This is a genomic window from Salinarimonas chemoclinalis, assembly GCF_041514305.1.
In the GTDB taxonomy this organism is placed as follows: domain Bacteria; phylum Pseudomonadota; class Alphaproteobacteria; order Rhizobiales; family Beijerinckiaceae; genus Salinarimonas; species Salinarimonas chemoclinalis.
In genome coordinates, this window is record NZ_JBGMWH010000009.1 from 76680 (window position 1) to 92989 (window position 16310).

The 16310-nt window shown below is 72.8% G+C and carries 19 protein-coding genes and 1 pseudogene; 10 read left to right on the forward strand and 10 right to left on the reverse strand.

All coding sequences use genetic code 11. From position 1 onward, the window contains the following. Positions 1–110 precede the first annotated feature (110 nt). The 4 genes from AB9M23_RS14905 to AB9M23_RS14920 all read left to right on the forward strand — a co-directional run bounded on the left by AB9M23_RS14905 (position 111) and on the right by AB9M23_RS14920 (position 3077). Positions 111–629, forward strand: a complete 519-nt coding sequence (locus AB9M23_RS14905; RefSeq protein WP_372425348.1) for a hypothetical protein — start codon at positions 111–113, stop codon at positions 627–629. A gap of 70 nt (positions 630–699) precedes the next feature. Continuing rightward, entirely contained in the window at positions 700–1545 is an 846-nt protein-coding gene (locus AB9M23_RS14910) for a 23S rRNA (adenine(2030)-N(6))-methyltransferase RlmJ (RefSeq protein WP_372425349.1), read from the forward strand. A 79-nt stretch (positions 1546–1624) separates the two neighbouring features. After that, positions 1625–2224, forward strand: a complete 600-nt coding sequence (locus AB9M23_RS14915; RefSeq protein ID WP_372425350.1) for a glutathione S-transferase family protein — start codon at positions 1625–1627, stop codon at positions 2222–2224. 88 nt (positions 2225–2312) lie between these two features. Then, the gene (locus tag AB9M23_RS14920) at positions 2313–3077 is read left to right on the forward strand and encodes an SDR family oxidoreductase (protein ID WP_372425431.1); all 765 of its coding nucleotides are present in this window, start codon (positions 2313–2315) and stop codon (positions 3075–3077) included. Between the two features lie 16 nt (positions 3078–3093). On the opposite strand, the gene pgeF is transcribed toward AB9M23_RS14920, so the two are convergent. From pgeF to lgt, 3 genes are read right to left on the reverse strand one after another with little or no spacing between them, the layout of a single operon-like run. Further along, positions 3094–3864 (reverse strand): peptidoglycan editing factor PgeF, encoded by a 771-nt coding sequence (pgeF, locus tag AB9M23_RS14925; RefSeq protein WP_372425351.1) that lies wholly within the window; start codon positions 3862–3864, stop codon positions 3094–3096. Further along, complete coding sequence (locus tag AB9M23_RS14930; protein WP_372425352.1) at positions 3858–4961, reverse strand: class I SAM-dependent methyltransferase; 1104 nt, start codon at positions 4959–4961, stop codon at positions 3858–3860. Before AB9M23_RS14930 ends, pgeF begins: the two co-directional genes overlap by 7 nt. Next, entirely contained in the window at positions 4958–5821 is an 864-nt protein-coding gene (gene lgt / locus AB9M23_RS14935; protein ID WP_372425353.1) for a prolipoprotein diacylglyceryl transferase, read from the reverse strand. The genes AB9M23_RS14930 and lgt overlap by 4 nt, the downstream gene beginning before the upstream one ends. A gap of 179 nt (positions 5822–6000) precedes the next feature. On the opposite strand from lgt, the gene AB9M23_RS14940 reads away from it, so the two are divergent. Then, positions 6001–6264, forward strand: coding sequence for an accessory factor UbiK family protein (locus AB9M23_RS14940; protein WP_372425354.1), 264 nt, complete (start codon positions 6001–6003; stop codon positions 6262–6264). A 2-nt stretch (positions 6265–6266) separates the two neighbouring features. Here AB9M23_RS14940 and AB9M23_RS14945 read toward each other — a convergent pair whose 3' ends face one another. Beyond that, a complete protein-coding gene (locus AB9M23_RS14945; protein WP_372425355.1) occupies positions 6267–6737 on the reverse strand; it encodes a hypothetical protein in 471 nt (156 codons plus the stop codon). Positions 6738–7109: 372 nt separating this feature from the next. Here AB9M23_RS14945 and AB9M23_RS14950 point away from each other — a divergent pair. Then, positions 7110–7304: pseudogene (locus AB9M23_RS14950) on the forward strand (DUF6894 family protein); the annotation flags it as partial. 34 nt (positions 7305–7338) lie between these two features. On the opposite strand, the gene AB9M23_RS14955 reads toward AB9M23_RS14950, so the two are convergent. Both AB9M23_RS14955 and AB9M23_RS14960 read right to left on the reverse strand, forming a co-directional pair. Next, positions 7339–8727: a glutamate--cysteine ligase gene (locus AB9M23_RS14955; protein WP_372425356.1), complete on the reverse strand. Its 1389-nt coding sequence runs from the start codon at positions 8725–8727 to the stop codon at positions 7339–7341. A gap of 146 nt (positions 8728–8873) precedes the next feature. Next, positions 8874–9455 carry a YqgE/AlgH family protein gene (locus AB9M23_RS14960; protein WP_372425357.1) on the reverse strand — a complete coding sequence of 194 codons (582 nt, stop codon included), beginning with the start codon at positions 9453–9455 and terminating at the stop codon, positions 8874–8876. A 239-nt stretch (positions 9456–9694) separates the two neighbouring features. On the opposite strand from AB9M23_RS14960, the gene AB9M23_RS14965 reads away from it, so the two are divergent. Then, a complete protein-coding gene (locus AB9M23_RS14965; protein ID WP_372425358.1) occupies positions 9695–10534 on the forward strand; it encodes a protein-disulfide reductase DsbD domain-containing protein in 840 nt (279 codons plus the stop codon). A 36-nt stretch (positions 10535–10570) separates the two neighbouring features. Here the strand turns inward: AB9M23_RS14965 and AB9M23_RS14970 are convergent, their stop codons facing one another. Beyond that, positions 10571–10957: a DUF4168 domain-containing protein gene (locus tag AB9M23_RS14970; RefSeq protein WP_372425359.1), complete on the reverse strand. Its 387-nt coding sequence runs from the start codon at positions 10955–10957 to the stop codon at positions 10571–10573. A 146-nt stretch (positions 10958–11103) separates the two neighbouring features. On the opposite strand from AB9M23_RS14970, the gene AB9M23_RS14975 reads away from it, so the two are divergent. Further along, a complete protein-coding gene (locus tag AB9M23_RS14975; RefSeq protein ID WP_372425360.1) occupies positions 11104–11598 on the forward strand; it encodes an RNA polymerase sigma factor in 495 nt (164 codons plus the stop codon). A 50-nt stretch (positions 11599–11648) separates the two neighbouring features. After that, on the forward strand, positions 11649–12149 hold the full coding sequence (locus tag AB9M23_RS14980; protein WP_372425361.1) for a hypothetical protein: 501 nt from the start codon (positions 11649–11651) through the stop codon (positions 12147–12149). A gap of 29 nt (positions 12150–12178) precedes the next feature. Here the strand turns inward: AB9M23_RS14980 and AB9M23_RS14985 are convergent, their stop codons facing one another. Continuing rightward, entirely contained in the window at positions 12179–13396 is a 1218-nt protein-coding gene (locus tag AB9M23_RS14985) for an MFS transporter (protein WP_372425362.1), read from the reverse strand. Between the two features lie 204 nt (positions 13397–13600). On the opposite strand from AB9M23_RS14985, the gene AB9M23_RS14990 reads away from it, so the two are divergent. Then, entirely contained in the window at positions 13601–14023 is a 423-nt protein-coding gene (locus AB9M23_RS14990) for a universal stress protein (protein ID WP_372425363.1), read from the forward strand. 10 nt (positions 14024–14033) lie between these two features. On the opposite strand, the gene AB9M23_RS14995 is transcribed toward AB9M23_RS14990, so the two are convergent. After that, positions 14034–14666, reverse strand: coding sequence for a hypothetical protein (locus AB9M23_RS14995; RefSeq protein WP_372425364.1), 633 nt, complete (start codon positions 14664–14666; stop codon positions 14034–14036). A 41-nt stretch (positions 14667–14707) separates the two neighbouring features. Beyond that, positions 14708–16096: an ABC1 kinase family protein gene (locus tag AB9M23_RS15000; RefSeq protein ID WP_372425365.1), complete on the reverse strand. Its 1389-nt coding sequence runs from the start codon at positions 16094–16096 to the stop codon at positions 14708–14710. Between the last annotated feature and the right edge of the window lie 214 nt (positions 16097–16310).

Sequence of the window (16310 nt, forward strand, 5' to 3'; positions counted from 1 at the left end):
GCGGACACGCCCGGCGTCCACGTGACGCGCGGCGGGCCGGCCCGCTTGATTTCGCGGCGCGCCTTGCGCATCGTCGCGCACGATCGGGACGACGGCGGAGGAGCGCGGCGATGCGCGGGACGATGACGGCGGTGACGGCGGCGCTCGCCGCGACGGTCGCCGGCATGACCTTCGCGGGGGCCGCGATCGCGGCGGATTACGGCGCGCGGGGCGCGCCCGACGATCGTCTCGGCGGCTGGTTCTCCGGCGCGCCGCCGGCGGAGGAGCGGGTGAGCCCGTTCTCCGGGGCGGTACCCGCCTGCGACGCGCCGACGGTGCTCGCGACGATCTCGGCGGAGTTCGACCGGCGCGAGGCGCGCTTCTGGGATTCGGAGCTGCGTGTCGTCGGCATCGAGCGCGTGCGCGACGTCGCCTTCCGTCCCTGGTCCCAGAGCTTCGTCCCCCGTCGCTACTGCACGGCCACCGCCGCCGTCGCGCACGGGCCGGTCGTGCGGCATCACCGGGTGAACTACCTCATCCGCGAGGAGCTCGGCATCTTCGCCACCTCCTCGCACGATGTCGAATGGTGCGTCGTCGGCGTCGAGCGGCACCTGCACGCCGCCCCCAATTGCGAGATGATGCTGCCCTGAGCGCGCCCCTCCCTTCGCCGCCGCGCCGACGCGCGCGCGGCGCCGGCGCATCGGGTGCGAGAGCGGCCCCATGAACTATCGCCACGCGTTCCACGCCGGCGGCTTCTCCGACGTGATGAAGCACGCCGTCCTCGCCCGCCTCCTCGCCTACCTGGCGCGCAAGGAGGCGCCCTACCGCTACATCGACACGCATGCCGGCATCGGCCTCTACGACCTCTCGGCCGACGAGGCGCGCCGCACCGGCGAGGCGGATGGCGGCATCGGACTGATGGACGCGCCCTTCGCGCCGGAGGTGGAGGAGATGCTCGCGCCCTGGCGCGCCGCGCTCGCCGCCGTGCGCGCCCGCCACGGTGCGACCGCCTATCCCGGCTCGCCGGCGCTCGCGCGCGAGATGCTGCGCCGGCAGGACCGCGGCGTCTTCGTCGAGCTCCATCCCGCGGACCATGCGACGCTGTCGGCGCGCTACAACGCGGTGGCGAACCTCAAGACCCTCGCGCTCGACGGCTGGACCGCGCTCGGCGGGCTGATCCCGCCCAAGGAGAAGCGGGGCCTCGTGCTGATCGACCCCGCCTTCGAGGCGCAGGGCGAGCTGGAGCGGCTCGCCCGCACGCTCGCGGCCGCGCAGAGCAAGTGGCCGACCGGCGTCTATGCCGGCTGGTACCCGATCAAGGATCCGCGCGAGATCGACCGCGCGGCGGCGCTGCTCGAGGGAATCGCGCGCCCGGTACTGCGGCTCGAGCTCCACGTCGACGACGCGCGCCGCGTCGATCGGCTCAACGGCTGCGGCCTCCTCGTGATCAACCCGCCCTTCACGCTCGAGGCCGAGGCGGGCCTCCTCCTCCCCGCGCTCGCGGAGCGGTTGGGGCGCGCGGGGAAGGGCGCGGCGCGGGTCGTGCGCATCGGCGCAGCGCCCTAGCCCGCTTCCCCGGCTTGCCCATCGATGGCGCCGCGTGGGAGACATGGGACGACGCGCAACAGAGCCAAGGACGAGACCCATGATCCTGCGTACGTCGCCGGCCTCCCCGTTCGGCCGCAAGGTGAAGATCGCCGCCGCGGTTCTCGGCCTGTCCGAGCGCATCGAGATCGTGCCCGCCGACACGACCGACCCGTCCGACGACCTGCGCGTCCACAACCCGCTCGGCAAGATTCCGGTGCTCGTCACCGAAGACGGCACGGCGCTCTACGATTCGCCGGTGATCGTCGAGTATCTCGACCACCTGGCCGGAGGCGGGCGGCTCATCCCCGCGGGCACCGCGCGCTTCGAGGTCCTCACGCTGCAGGCGCTGGCCGACGGGTTGATCGACGCCGCGATCATGCAGGTCTACGAGGTGCGCTTCCGGCCGGAGGAGCGCCGCGAACCGACCTGGGTCGACTATCAGGCGCAGAAGGTGACTCGCGCGCTCGACCGGCTCGAGAGCCGCGCAGGCGCCATCGGCGACGCCCTCGACGCCGGCACGATCGCGCTCGCCTGCGCACTCGGCTATCTGGACTTCCGCTTCGAGGGGCGCTGGCGGGAGAGCCACCCCGCCCTCGTCGCCTGGCTCGACGGCTTCGCCGCCCGCGTCCCGGCCTTCGAGAAGACCCGCCCGAACTGAAGGCCGCCGAGGCCTGCCGGGGAAGCGCCCGGCGGGTCCCCGCGCATCCGTTCGCGCCGCTCGCGCGTAGATCTCCGCGATCATGGAGGTGCGGATGACCCCGAAGGCGGCCCTGGTGACCGGCGGTGCGAGGCGGATCGGGCGGGCGATGGTGGAGCGGCTCGCGCGCGAGGGCTGTCGCGTCGCGATCCATTGCAATACGTCCGTCGGCGAGGCGGAGCGGCTCGCCCACGACATCGGCGCGGCGGGCGGGCGGGCGTGCGTGGTGCGGGCGGACCTCGCGGACGCCGATGCGGTGGCCGGGATGGTCGCGGCGGCGACGACCGCGCTCGGGCCGCTCGACCTCCTCGTCAACAGCGCGAGCGAGTTCGAGGACGACCGTATCGAGAGCCTCGACCTCGCCCGCTACGGGCGCACGCTCGCGGTGGACCTCACGGCCCCGCTGATTCTCGCGCGCGACTTCGCCGCGCAGCTGCCCGAGGGCGCCGAGGGGCTCGTCGTCAACGTGCTCGACCAGCGCGTCTGGAAGGAGACGCCCCTGTTCTTCTCCTACCAGATCGCGAAATCCGCCCTGTGGACCGCGACGCGCACGATGGCGCGGGCGCTCGCCCCGCGCATCCGCGTCAACGCCATCGGCCCGGGCCCGACGCTGGCGAGCCCGCGCCAGGGCGAGGCGGACTTCGCGCGACAGGCGGCGGCCGTGCCGCTGCGGCGCTCCTCCTCGCCGGACGAGGTCTGCGACGCGCTGATGTACCTCGTCGGCGCCCGTAGCGTCACCGGCCAGATGCTCGCGCTGGACGGCGGCCAGCATCTCGCCTGGGAGACGCCGGACGTGATCGGCATCCGGGAATAGCGGCGCGCGGGCGACGTCACGCGGCGAGCGCGATCGCCGAGACGAGGCGGCCGTAGTCCGGCTCGCCGCGATGGGTCGCGCGGCGGTAGGAATAGAACCGGGCCTCGTCGGAATAGGTGCAGCGGCGAAGGTCGCGCGCCGCGCCGATATCGGCTCGGGCGAGGCGGGCGAGGATGTAGCCGGGCAGGTCGAACTGGAACTTCTCGTCCCGCGCGCCGGGCGCGAAGAAGCGGTCCGCGCCCGGGTCGTCCGCGACGGCCGCGCGGCGCAGCTCCGCACCCACCTCGTAGGCCCCCTGCCCGATCGTCGGCCCGAGCACCGCGACGATGCGCCCGCGCCGCGCGCCGAGCCGCTCCATTGCCTCGACCGTCGCCTCGGCGATGCCGGCGAGGGCGCCGCGCCAGCCGGCGTGGGCGGCGCCGATCACGCCCGCCTCGGCGTCGGCGAAGAGGATCGGGCCGCAATCGGCGGTGAGGATCGCGAGCGCTAGGCCCGGCCGGTCCGTCACCATCGCGTCCGCTTTCGGCCGGGCGTCGGGGGCGATCGGCCCCTCGACCACGACGACGTCCGGCGAGTGGACCTGATGGACGCTCACCAGCGCGTCCGGCGCGACGCCGAGCCGCTCGGCCATGCGCGCGCGGTTGGCGAGGACGGCCTCGCGCGCGTCCGCCGAGCCGAGGCCGCCGTTGAGGCTCGCGTAGAGCCCCTGCGAGACCCCGCCGTCGCGGGTGAAGAAGGCGTGGCGGACGCCGTTCCCGGCGTCGAGCGCGTCCGACGTGATCAGCATGGTTCCTCGTCTCGGATGAAGCCGGCGCAGGCGGTGAGCCGCGGATGCGCGACCGCCAGCGCCTTGAACAGAACGCCCATGTCCGCGTCGCGCTCCCCGGTGAGCCGCACGAGCGCCGCGCCGATCTCCTCGGACTGCGTCGCGCTCGCCCGCGCCGCGAGCGCCCGCGCCCGCGCCTCGATGCCGAGCGCGCGCAGGAAGGCGCCCTGCGTCACCGGGCCGAACACCCGCGCGCCGGCGGCCCCCGCAGCGGTCGCGAGCTGGGCGAAGTCGACGTGGGCCGTCACGTCCGCCTCGCCGGGGTCGACGAGCGGGTCGGCGAAGGCGTGGCGGCGGATCGCCTGGAGCGTGTCGGCGAAGCCGGTGCGGGCGTGGCCGTAGTCGATCGCGAGCGCCGCCCCGCCGGCGGCGACGATGCGCCCGGCGAGCGCGCGCATCACGGCGGTGCCGGCCGCCGCGATCTCCAGCACCGCGCCCTCCGGCGCCTCCCAGGAAACCGACGGGTCGGCGTCGGGGGCGAGCCCGAAGCCGAGCGCGCCGCCGGCGTCCAGCCCGACGAGGCGCTCGCGCCAGGCGCCACGGTCGCGCACCATCTGGCGCACCGGCAGCGCGTCGAAGAACTCGTTGGCCAGCGCGATCAGCGGCCGGTCCGGCACGTCGTCGAGGCGCGCGTGCCAGTGCACGCCGCCCGCGAGCGCCGGCGGCGGCGAGGCGAGCGCGGCGCGCTGGCGCTCGCGCAGGACGGGGCTCGTCTCGACGAGGTGCACGGCCGCGGCCTCGAGGAAGCCCGGGGCGACCTTGGCCGCGCGAAGCGCGTCCGCCATCAGCGTGCCGCGGCCGGGGCCGAGCTCGACGAGGGCGAAGGGCGACGGGCTCCCCAGGTCGATCCACGTCTGCGCCGCCCAGAGGCCGACGAGCTCGCCGAACATCTGGCTGATCTCTGGGGCGGTGACGAAGTCCCCGGAGAGCCCGATCGGATCGCGGGTCATGTAGTAGCCGTAGCGCGGGTGGCCGAGGCACAGCGCCATGTAGCGCGAGACGGGGATCGGGCCCTGCGCGGCGATCAGTTCCCGGATCTCGGCGCCGAGCGGCGTCATGCGGAAGGCGCCTCCCGGTCCACGAGCGCGCCGCGGCGGGTCGTGCCCGCGCGCGCGAGCGCGACGAGGACGATGCCGCCGACGAGGAGCGGCAGCGAGAGCAGCATCCCCATCGTCACCCCGCCCGCGAGCACGTCCACCTCGCGCCCGAACAGGAAGCCGAGTTGCGGATCGGGCTCGCGGAAGAACTCGGAGAAGATCCGCGCCAGCGCGTAGCCGATGGCGAACACCCCGGCGATCAGCCCGGGCCGCCGGAAGCCGGCGAGCGCGACCGCGACAAGCATCACGGCGAAGAGCAGGAGGCCCTGCGTGCCCGCCTCGATCAGCTGGGACGGATAGCGCGGCACGTCGCCGGCGAAGGGGAAGACCACGGCCCAGGACACGTCCGGCGCGGGCCGGCCCCAGAGCTCGCCGTTGACGAAGTTGGCGATGCGCCCGAAGAAGAGCCCGATCGGCGTCACGACGGCGACGACGTCGAAGATCGGCAGTGCCGGCAGCCGGCGCGCGCGGGCGAAGAGCAGCATCGCGACGAGCGCGCCGAGGAGCCCGCCGTGGAAGGCCATGCCGCCCCGCCAGACCGCGAGGATCTCGAGCGGGTTCGCGAGGTAGGCGTCGAGATCGTAGAACAGGACGTAGCCGAGCCGCCCTCCCAGGATGAGCCCGATCGCCACCCATACGACGAGGTCGTCGATCGCGATCGCGTCAGGCCGGCGCACGTCGCCCCAGAGCCGGTCGGAGCGCACGAGCCGGCGCGCGCCCCACCAGCCGAGCAGCAGCCCCGCGATATAGGCGAGCGCGTACCAGCGGATGGCGATGGGGCCGATCGCGATGGCGACCGGGTCGATCTCGGGAAAGGGCATGCGGCCTCGCGCGCGTTCGCCCGCTTCGCGGGCGCGAATCGGATGGTCGCGGAGGTGACGGGTTTAGGCAAGGGCGTCAAGAGCCGGCGACCGGTTGCGTCCCGATGCCGACGGCGCCATGTATCGGGCGCGGCGCGGCGATCGCGCCGACCCGAACGGCGCAAGAAGGACGGCGACCCATGAACCAGAACCGCATTCTCGACGACCTCTCCCGCCTGTTCTCGGACGCGGCCGGGGCCGCGGGGGGTGTGCGGCGCGAGATCGACGCCGTGATGCGCGCCCAGCTGGAGCGGATCGTCAAGGACATGGACGTGGTCTCGCGCGAGGAATACGAGGCGACCCGCGAGATCGCCATCGCCGCGCGCGAGGAGTCGCAGAGGCTGGCGCTGCGTGTCGACGAGCTCGAGGCACGACTCGTCAAGCTGACGAGCCGGCCGGACTGAGGTCAGGGCACGATCCCGTCAGGCGCGGCGGCGAGCGCGCGCCGAAACCGCGTCGCGGCGTCCGCCAGCGCCGCCGCGGCGTCGGCGAGATCGCGGGCGAGCGCGCCCATCGTCTCCAGCACGTCGGTCTCGAGGCTGGCCGAGCGGCTGGCGTCGAAGCGCTGGAGCGCGCGGCCGTAGGCGATCAGCGCCCGATCGAGATCGTGCGCGACGTCCTCGGCGCGCGTGCCGATGACGGCGCTCTCCAGCGCGAAATCGAGCGCGTCGTCGGCGACGCCGAGCGCGCGCAGGCGCATGCACAGCACGTCCACCGCGTGCCGGCACCAGGCTTCGCGGGAGAACATGGCGCACGAGCAGGCGAGCTGCACGCCGCCGCCCACCTCCCGCGCCACGGTGAGCGTGTGCTGATGACCCTCGGCGCCCGTGACGGTGAGCGTGACGGGATCGTCGGGCAGGTCGGTCCGCGTGAGCATCCTGTCGTTCCCCCACCGGGCGCAGCCCCTTCCCGAGGCCCGGCCACCCGAAATTCGACCGCGACGAGGCGGCCGGCATGTCGCGGGAGAGCGCTCTTTCCGACGCCGGTCTCCTCCCGCCACGCTAGAATAGGGATGCGATCGGCGGCGGGCAACGGCCCGAGCGCACGACCCACATGCATCGCGCCGCGGCTGCGTAGTCGGCGAACTGCGGCGCGCGCCTCGCAACACCCCTGTGGATAACGGGGAAGGCGGGGAGAGTGCACGAAAGCGACTCCCGAACGCGTGCATTCCACGTCTCGCGGCCGAATCGTGGGAGGAACAAGCCGCACGCGGGGGCGCGTCGAGGACGTAGAGCCAACGGAGGCATCCGTGAACGTCCATTACCTACACGCGAGCGACGGTGTCCACCTCGTCGTCGATCGGGAGGGACGGCGGTCCCGGCGGGCGGGCGAGATGCGCGCCGGCGCCATCGCCTTCGCCCGGGAGATGATGGCCCGGCTGCCGCACTATCCGCGCTGGGACGAGTGGTCGGTCTACGTCTACGACCATGCCGGCGAGTGCGACCGGGTCTCCTTCGCGGAGGCTCGGGACGCGAGCGTCACGCGGGCTCCGGAGCGGGCAGCGCACACGCCTCGAACGCGGGCGCGACGGAACCGCCCCACGCACCGTGATACAGGTCGAGCAGAGCGCGCGCCCGCGGCCGCCCGCTCGCGGCGATCTCCTCGAGAGGATCGAGGTACGACGTCTCGTCACGACGAAGCCCGTCCGTGATCCCGCGCCGGGCGAGGCCCGAGCGCGCGATGGCGAGCGCGTCGCGGGCGATCGCCGCGGCTGAGCGCCCGGCGATCGTGGCGTCGAGGCCGAGCCGCGGGGCGTCCGTGCGCAGCCGCTCGCGCTCCTCGGCGGTCCAGCCCTTCACCAGATCCCAGCCCGCGTCGAGCGAGACGGGGTCGTAGAGCAGGCCCACCCAGAAGGCGGGCGCGGCGAGCAGGTGGCTGCGCGGGCCGGCGTCCATGCCGCGCATCTCGAGGAAGCGCTTGAGGCGCACCTCCGGGAAGACGGTGGAGACGTGGTTCGCCCAGTCCGAGCGCGTGGCGCGCTCGCCCGGCAGCTGCGGCAGGCGTCCCGCAAGGAGGTCTCGGAAGCTCGCCCCGGCGACGTCGTGGTAGGCACCCTCGCGCTTGACGAAGTACATCGGCACGTCGAGCAGCCAGTCGACGTAGCGCTCGTAGCCGAAGCCGTCCTCGAAGGCGATCGGCATCATGCCGGTGCGGTGCGGGTCGGTGTCGGTCCAGATGTGCGAGCGCATCGAGAGGTAGCCGTTGGGCCGCCCGTCGGTGAAGGGGGAGTTGGCGAAGAGCGCGGTGGCGATCGGCTGCAGCGCCAGCGAGACGCGCAGCTTCCTCACCATGTCCGCCTCGCTCGAGAAGTCGAGGTTCACCTGCACGGTCGCGGTGCGCAGCATCATGTCCAGGCCGAGCCGCCCGACCTTGGGCATGTAGCCCATCATGATGCGGTAGCGGCTCTTGGGCATGATGGGCGTCTCCTCGCGACGCCAGACCGGGCTCATGCCGAGGTCGAGGAAGCCGATGCCGAGCGGCTCGGCGACCCGCCCGGTCTGCCCGAGATGCTCGTCGAGCTCGGCGCGGGTCTCGTGGACGTCCGACAGGAGCGCGCCGGAGAGCTCGAACTGGCCGCCCGGCTCGAGCGAGACGGCGCCGCCGCCCTCCCCCTCGAACAGGCCGATGAGATTGCCGCCGTCCTCGATCGGCTCCCAGCCCGTCGCGGTGCGCAGGCCCGCGAGGATGGCCTCGATGCCGGCGGGGCCGGCGAAGGGCACGGGGGCGTTCCCGGCGCGGTAGAACGGGATCTTCTCGTGCTCGGTCCCGATCCGCCAGGCCGCGCGCGGCTTCTCGCCCTGGGCGATCCACGCGACCAGCGCGTCGCGTGCGGTGATCGGCGTCGCATCGGAAACGTCGCGGGCCATGCGGGAACCTCGTGGGAACGGAACGTGGCCCGCGCGCGAGCCCGGCGGTGTAGATAGGCCGTCCGGCCGGGTGCCGCAATCGCGCGGCCGGCCCGCGCGCGCCCATGGGGATCGGCACCCGCGCAGGGTGGGCGGGCACCGCGCGCTCAGGCGTTGCCGGCGATCGGCGAGAGCATCACGGGATCGATGCCGATCGCGCGCAGCGCACCCTCGTAGCGCGTCTCCGCCGGCACGCCGAAGACGATCTCCGGGTCCGCCGGGCACGAGAGCCAGCCGTTCTTCTGGATCTCGGTCTCGAGCTGGCCCGCGCCCCAGCCGGCGTAGCCGAGCGCGAACATCGCCCGGTCCGGCCCGTCTCCCCGCGCCATGGCCCGCAGGATGTCGACCGTCGCCGTGAGGCAGATGCGCCCGTCGATGGGCAGCGTCGACTGGTCGATGAAGAAGTCGGGCGTGTGCAGCACGAAGCCCCGGCTCGTCTCGACCGGGCCGCCCTTCATCACCTTCATCGCGCCGACGCTGCGCGGCAGGCGGATCGCCTCGTCGGCGGGGATGACGTCGAGCTGCACGAGCAGGTCCGGCAGGCTGACGTCGGTGGTGGGCTTGTTGATGACGATGCCCATCGCGCCGTCCGCCGAGTGCGCGCACAGGTAGATCACGGTGCGCTCGAAACGTTCGTCCGGCATGCCCGGCATGGCGACCAGGAGGTGTCCGTCGAGATAGCCGGCCATGGGCGAGATCCCTCCTCGAGCCGTGCGTTCGTGCGACCATGCTACGCTGCGACGCGCGCCGCGGGAAGGGCTCGCACCGGCCTTCGCGGACCCCGCGACCGCATGTGATCGCGGCTCACGCGAACGTGGGTGGCGAAACGTCGCCACGATGCCGACATTGAAGCGGCCGAGACACCGCGAGTTCCACCTCCCCGAGTACCAAGTCCCTGCGCTCGAGACACCGAGAGCCTCCCGACACCATGCCCAACCTCGCCATGCCGATCCTCGCCAACGTCCTCGTCGCCGCCGGCGCGCTCCTCGCAGCCGCCGCGCTGGTGCCCGCCGCCGAGGCGGCCCCGACCGGCGTCTCGCCCTGGTCGGACGACCACGCCTCGCGTGCTCGGCTGCTCTCCGGCGACGCCACGCCGCAGGAGCGCTGGGCGGGGCTCGAGATCGAGATGGAGCCCGGCTACCGCACCTACTGGCGCACGCCCGGCGATTCGGGCATCCCCGCCGAGCTCGACTGGTCGGGCTCGCGCAACGTCGCGTCGGTCGAGGTCGAATGGCCGGCGCCGGCGCGCTTCGCCGACCCGTACGGAGCCTACTACGGCTACGAGGACCACGTCGTCCTGCCGCTTCGGGTGACGCCGGAGGATCCGTCCGCGCCGGTGAGCCTGTCGCTGTCGCTCTTCTACGGCGTCTGCAAGGAGATCTGCATCCCCGCGACCGCCGAGGCGGCGCTCACCCTTCCGCCCGAGCCGGTGGGCGGCACCCCGGCGATCGCGCGGGCCCGCGAAACCGTGCCCGCACGGGTCGCGCTCGGGGAAGCCGCCCGGGGTCTGGCGGTCCGGGCCGTCGCCGCGGCGGGCGCGGATCGCCTCGCCGTCACGGTCGCGGCGCCGCCCGGCGCCCTTCTGCTCGCGGAGGGCCCCGACAGCGGCTGGTTCCTCGCGGCCGACGAAGCGGCGGACGCCCACGGCGTGGTCGCGATCGAGATCGTCCACCGCCCCCGCGACGCGACGGGCGAGCTGCCGCTGCGCCTCACCCTCGTCGCACCCGACGGGGCGATCGAGGTGGAGACGCTGGTGGCGCTGGACTAGACGCGGTCCCCCCGCGGCGAGCCCGCCCGCGGCGCGTCACCGCATCTGCTGGACGAGCGCTTCGTTGATCGTGTCGGCCAGCGCGCCGTCCTCGCGCGCCGCGGTGGCGATCGCGTTGTACTCGTCGATGCTGATCCCGTCGACGCGCTCGACCGCATCCATCATCGCGAGGTTCGTCGCCGCCATGAGCCGCTCGCGCTCTTCCTCGGTGTCGATCCGAGCCGCCTGCTCCTCGTAGACCCGGTTGATCTCCGCGAGGGCAAGGGTGGCCACCGCGAACGCCTCGACCTTCTCCTCGGTGATCTCCACGGGGGCTTCCGCACCCGTTTCCTGAGCCGCGGCGGCCTGGATCGAGACGCCGGGAATCGCCAACAGGAACGCGGCCGCCAGGATGGGGAGTAGCTGTTGCATGCGCGTCTTCATGTAGAACTCCTCGTTCGATGGTTGGCCCAGCCCACGGACAAGGACGACGCGCCGCTGCGGAAATTTCACCGACCGGCCCTACTTTCATGTCGAAGCCATGTTTCGCGATCATCGAGAGGCATCCTGCCGGGCTCGGAAGGGAAACGATGACGGACTTCGACGACGCTCTCGTTCGCGAGCTTCCCAGGCTCGCGCGCCTCGCGCGGCGGATCACCAGGGACGACGATCACGCGCGAGATCTCCTCCACGACGTCGTGGAACGCGCTCTGGCGAAGCGGGGCACGTTCGCGGGCCAGGGCACGCTCGGGGCCTGGCTCAACTCCATCATGCGGAACACCGCGATCGACGGACACAAGCGGGCGCGCAGATCGCCGCCGATGGCTCCGCTGGAGCAACTCGGCGACCCACCGGTGGAGGCGCACCAGGAGCAGGCGCTCGTATGCGCCGACATCCTGCGGGAAATCGACGCGCTCCCGCGAGGGCGCCGGGAGGCGTTGCGCCTCGAGATGAGCGGGGAAGGTGCGCAATCGGCGCGAGCGGAGCGGATGGGCATTCCGCTCGCGACCTATCGCACGCGCGTCCACCGCGCACGCCTGGATATGCGCGAAAGGATCGAAATCAACGATGATGAACAATTATAAGGAGAACGAAGGCCTTGACCCCCGCCCCGACCAGCGGATACCGAAGATCGATGAGAAGCAGACCCCGCATCCGTCCGCCGTCCCTGGCGCTCCTGCTCGTTCTCCCCCTCGCCTCGTGCGGCGACGCGCCTGAGTCCGAGCCCGAAGGCGACGCTCCGCAGGAGATGGTCGAGGCTCCGGCGCCGGCGCTGCCGGAGCAGTTGCCCGTCGCGCGACAGCCGTCCATTCCCCCTCCGAGTGCGCACATCGCGCTCAATCCCGGCGTCTACCAGGCCGACGGCATCACGCTCGGGCTGAGTGCCCTGCGCTTCGAGCTCGAGCTGCCCGCGAGCGGTGTCTCCGCCGAAGGCAGCTACGAGGTCATCAACGGCGTGCTCCAGCTCACCGCGACCGCCGGAGAGACGGGCGATGTGGGCTTCCCGCTCGAGTGCCGGCTGTCGCGTGCGGGGCCGAGCATCGCTCTGGAGGACACCGAGCCGGGGGCCTGCGGCCCCCTCGCCGGATCGCTGATCCAGCGCGACACGCGACCCGGCGCGCTGGACGCGGACTGACCCCGATCCCCGGCGCCGGCACGCGGGCCCTACTGCGCCGGCATCGCCGCGGCCGCGGGCCGCGACAGCACCGTCTCGCGCCCGGCGTCGGGGTGGCGCGGCACCAGGAAGGCCAGCGCGAGCGAGGCGCAGGCGATGCCGGCGCCGATGAGGAAGACCGCAGAAGGATCGCTCATCCAGATCACGCCGAAGGTCACCGGCATCGCCACGGCGGCGATGTGGTTGATGGTGAAGGCGACCGACGCCGTGGGCGCGATGTCGGCGGGGTCGCCGATCTTCTGGAAGTAGGTCTTCTGCGCGATCGTGAGCGTGAAGAACACGCCGTCGAGCACGAACAGCGCGCCCGCCACCAGGCCCGAGCCGGTGAAGGCGTAGCCGAGGAAAACGAGGACGAGCACCACGTTCTCCGCGAGGATCGTCGCGCGCTCGCCGAAGACTCCGATCGCGCGCCCGAGCAGCGGCGCGGCGACGACGTTGATGGCGCAGGTGAGGAACAGGAGCTGCGCCAGCGTCGAGACCTCGTAGCCGAAGCGCTCGACGAGGAGGAAGGCGCCGAAGGCCATGAATATCTGCCGCCGCGCTCCCGACAGGAAGGTGAGCGCGTAGTAGAGCCAGTAGCGCCGGCGCAGCACGATGCCGCGGTTCTGCTTCGTCTCGCCCTGGAAGCGCCGGAACCCGGCCATCGCCAGGATGCCGAGCGCCACCGTGGCGCCGCCGGCGATGAGGTACATCGCCTCGTAGCTGGGCGTCATCAGCAGGAAGGCGCCCGCGATCGCGCCGTAGGCGACGAGCTGGGCCGCGGCGGCGGCCCCGTAGATCTTGCCGATTCCCCGCGGCGCCTCCTTCTTGGTCAGCAGCTGGAGGGAGAGCGCCTGGTTCGCCGTCTCGAAATAGTGGAAGCCCACCGACATGATGGTCGTCGTCAGGATCAGCCCCCAGAACGAGGGCAGATACCCCGTCAGCGCCACGCCGACGCCGAGCATCAGGATCGAGAGGTAGGCGAGCGTCTGCTCGCGCATGATCATGAACAGGAAGACGGCGGTGAAGGCGAGGAAGCCGGGGATCTCGCGCACGGACTGGAGCACGCCGATCTGGAAGCCGTCGAACCCCGCCGCGTCCTTGGCGAAGTTGTTGAGGAGCGCCTGCCAGCTCGCGAAGCCGAGCCAGTTCACGAAGGCGAGCGTCATCAGGAAGACGACGGGCGAGGCGACTGCGTGGCGCAGGCGCGAGGGGACGTGTGGCGGCAACGCGGCGGCTCCGGGCGGGCGATCACGCACGAGACGCCAATGCGGCCGCGACGTCAAATGGCGAGGACGCCCGCATCGTCTGCGCACCACCGCCTCGCGTCGCGAGCCGGGCCTTGCGCTCGATCAACGTGAACGCGACCCGTGACGCCTACGTTTCCCTGGAAGGCCGCACGCGAGGCGCGGGCGGCCGCGAGGAGGTCCCCCATGTACAAGACGATCCTGGTCCCCGTCGATCTCGCCGAGCCGAAGGCCTCCGAGGGCGCGCTCGCGACCGCGGCGCGCCTCGCCGAACCCGGGGACGGCACGATCCGGCTGATCTACGTGCGCCCGCTGATGCCGGTGACCTACATGGAATACGTCCCCGCCTCGTTCGAGGCGGACCAGCAGCGCGAGGCGGAGGAGAGCCTCGGCGACATCGCGGCCACCGTGCCGCTGCCCAAGGAGCGGGTCTCGGCCGTGGTGCGGCTCGGCTCGATCTACCACGAGGTGCTGGCGGAGGCCGAGGAGGCGGGCGCGGACCTCGTCGTCGTCGGCTCGCATCGCCCGACGATGGCGACCTACCTGCTCGGGTCGAACGCCACGACGATCGTGCGCCACGCCACCTCGTCGGTGCTCGTCGTCCGCTGAGGGCGCCGGCTCACGGCCGCGGGGCGAGACTCTCGGGCGGATCGTCCGGGGGGAAGTCCCGCGGCTTGTTGAGGCGCACCATCGGCTCGAGCTGCCAGATTCCGAGCAGCGCCACCGCGACGGCGACGAGCGCGATCGCGGTCTCGCCGATGCGGTAGATCTCCAGCGCGAAGACCGCCAGCGCGCCGACGATCAGCAGCGAGACGACCGCGAGGACGATCCAGATCGGCCACGGCCGGCCCGCGACGAAGCGGGCCTTCGGCGCCGCCTTGGCCGTGCGGCGCAGGAGCTCGCGCAGGAACCGGCCGTAGGCCGCGTCCTGCCGGCGGGCGTCGAACATGGCGCGGTAGGTGACCGACGAGATGGCGACCGAGCGTCCGTCGTCGAGCTTCAGCTTGGCCTCGCGCCGGCCGGGGGCGAAGGAGGCGGGGGCGTAGGACAGGCGGACCTCCCGCACCCGCTCCAGCGGCAGACGGTCGACGCGCCCCATCCGCTCGACCTCGAGCGCCTTGCCCCTGAGCCGGAAGGCGATCGGAAAACCGACCGGCCGCGGCGTCTGCTCGTAGGCGAAGGCCTCGCGGCCCGCCTCGCCGGCGGGCTCGGGACTGGGCTCGGGAGGGGTCTCGGGGGCGACGCGCGTCATGGCGGTTCCATGGACGCGTGCGCGGGGAAAGGCAAGCGGCCTCAGCCCGGCGGCGGCGCGAGACCCGCGATCGCGAGCGCCTCCGCCTGGCGCGCGGCGAGCGCGTCGAGGTCGAAGCGGGCGATCTCCTCCTCGAAGAGGCGATGGTAGTTCAGCTCCGAGCGCAGGTGCAGGTACACCGCGCCGAGCCCGATCGCCGCGCGGTCCATGAAGACGAACTCGCGCGGCACCGTCACCGGCCCCTTCTCCTTGAGCGCCTTGTGCACCTCGAAGGCCTCGCGCCGACCGTAGGCGCCGGGCGAGACGCCGTCGGCGATGGTGCGGGTGCGATCCTCGAGCAGCGGCCCGTAGATGAAGCGCGCCCAGATGTTGAGGATGTCGATCAGCTCGTCGTTGAGCCGCTTGAAGCCCCAGGTCTCGTAGGCGTGGACCATCCGGGCGCGGTCGTTCTCCTGCAGGCCGCGATAGAGGTCGACGACGCCGCCGACGAACTTCGGCGGGAAGATACGCACACAGCCGTAGTCGAGCAGGTTGATGCCCCGCGCCTCGCCGTCCTCCTCCCAGACGGAGTAGTTGCCCAGGTGCGGGTCGCCGTGGATCATCGCCCCCGACGAGAAGGGGTGCCACCAGGCCTTGAACATCGCGATGGCGAGGCGGTTGCGCACCTCGACCGGCTCCTCCTTGTAGCCGAGGATCTTGTTGCCCTGGAGCCAGCCCAGCGTGAGGAGCCGCTTCGTCGAGAGGTCGTCGACGATGTCCGGCACGCGCACCTCGGGCACGGAGGCGAGCGTGTGGGCGTAGATGCGCGCGTGCTTGGCCTCGCGCACGTAGTCGAGCTCCTCGCGCACCCGCTCGGCGATCTCCTTCTTGATCTCGCTCGTGTCGATCGCCGGATCCATGCGCTTGTGCAGCGCGAAGACGAAGTCGAGCTGGCGCAGGTCCGCCTCGACCGCGGACTGCATGTCCGGGTACTGCAGCTTGCAGGCGACGTCCCGGCCGTCGAGGGTGGTCGCCCTGTGGACCTGGCCGAGCGACGCGGCCGCCGCCGGCTTGAGGTCGAACTCGCCGAAGCGCGTCCGCCAGCCCTGGCCGAGCTCGGCCTGCATCCGGCGCTTGACGAAGGCCGCCCCCATGGGCGGCGCCTCCGCCTGGAGCTTCTGGAGCTCCGCGGCGTATTCGGGCGGGACGACGTCCGGGATGGTGGCGAGCAGCTGCGCCACCTTCATGATCGGGCCCTTCAGGCCGCCGAGCGCCTGGGCGAGCGCGGCGGCGCCCTGCGCGTCCTCGCGCCCGAGCATGCGCGCGCCGGCCATCCGCGCGGCCACGCCGCCCATGTTCGCGCCCACCCGCGCGTAGCGGGCGGCGCGGGCGGAGAAGCGGTTGGCCTCGCGGTCGCGGCCAGCGGGCTCGCGGTCGTCTCGATCGCTCATGGGCTGCGCGTGTCCTCGCCGTCGTCCATGACGAAGGATGTATGGCGCGCCACCCCGTCCGCCACCTCCGGCGGGGGAGGCTCAGCGCCGCAGGGGCGCCGGCGTCGCCCCGCCGCGGGTCGAGGGCGATACGACGCGCCGAGGGTGAGGCGACGCACGGCGCGCGGGACCGGCCGTCGCGCGCCGCGCGCGCATGAAAAACGCCGCTCGAGGG

Excerpts from the sequence above, each read along its gene's own strand:
- pgeF (WP_372425351.1), bottom strand. The coding sequence starts at position 3,864 with ATGCTGATCACGTCGGACGCGCTCGACGCCGGGAACGGCGTCCGCCAC.
- AB9M23_RS14970 (WP_372425359.1), bottom strand. The coding sequence starts at position 10,957 with ATGAAGACGCGCATGCAACAGCTACTCCCCATCCTGGCGGCCGCGTTC.
- AB9M23_RS14975 (WP_372425360.1), top strand. The coding sequence starts at position 11,104 with ATGACGGACTTCGACGACGCTCTCGTTCGCGAGCTTCCCAGGCTCGCG.
- AB9M23_RS14910 (WP_372425349.1), top strand. The coding sequence starts at position 700 with ATGAACTATCGCCACGCGTTCCACGCCGGCGGCTTCTCCGACGTGATG.
- AB9M23_RS14905 (WP_372425348.1), top strand. The coding sequence starts at position 111 with ATGCGCGGGACGATGACGGCGGTGACGGCGGCGCTCGCCGCGACGGTC.
- AB9M23_RS14990 (WP_372425363.1), top strand. The coding sequence starts at position 13,601 with ATGTACAAGACGATCCTGGTCCCCGTCGATCTCGCCGAGCCGAAGGCC.
- AB9M23_RS14930 (WP_372425352.1), bottom strand. The coding sequence starts at position 4,961 with ATGACGCCGCTCGGCGCCGAGATCCGGGAACTGATCGCCGCGCAGGGC.
- AB9M23_RS14955 (WP_372425356.1), bottom strand. The coding sequence starts at position 8,727 with ATGGCCCGCGACGTTTCCGATGCGACGCCGATCACCGCACGCGACGCG.
- AB9M23_RS14945 (WP_372425355.1), bottom strand. The coding sequence starts at position 6,737 with ATGCTCACGCGGACCGACCTGCCCGACGATCCCGTCACGCTCACCGTC.
- AB9M23_RS14965 (WP_372425358.1), top strand. The coding sequence starts at position 9,695 with ATGCCCAACCTCGCCATGCCGATCCTCGCCAACGTCCTCGTCGCCGCC.
- AB9M23_RS14980 (WP_372425361.1), top strand. The coding sequence starts at position 11,649 with ATGAGAAGCAGACCCCGCATCCGTCCGCCGTCCCTGGCGCTCCTGCTC.
- AB9M23_RS14940 (WP_372425354.1), top strand. The coding sequence starts at position 6,001 with ATGAACCAGAACCGCATTCTCGACGACCTCTCCCGCCTGTTCTCGGAC.
- lgt (WP_372425353.1), bottom strand. The coding sequence starts at position 5,821 with ATGCCCTTTCCCGAGATCGACCCGGTCGCCATCGCGATCGGCCCCATC.
- AB9M23_RS14995 (WP_372425364.1), bottom strand. The coding sequence starts at position 14,666 with ATGACGCGCGTCGCCCCCGAGACCCCTCCCGAGCCCAGTCCCGAGCCC.
- AB9M23_RS15000 (WP_372425365.1), bottom strand. The coding sequence starts at position 16,096 with ATGAGCGATCGAGACGACCGCGAGCCCGCTGGCCGCGACCGCGAGGCC.
- AB9M23_RS14960 (WP_372425357.1), bottom strand. The coding sequence starts at position 9,455 with ATGGCCGGCTATCTCGACGGACACCTCCTGGTCGCCATGCCGGGCATG.
- AB9M23_RS14915 (WP_372425350.1), top strand. The coding sequence starts at position 1,625 with ATGATCCTGCGTACGTCGCCGGCCTCCCCGTTCGGCCGCAAGGTGAAG.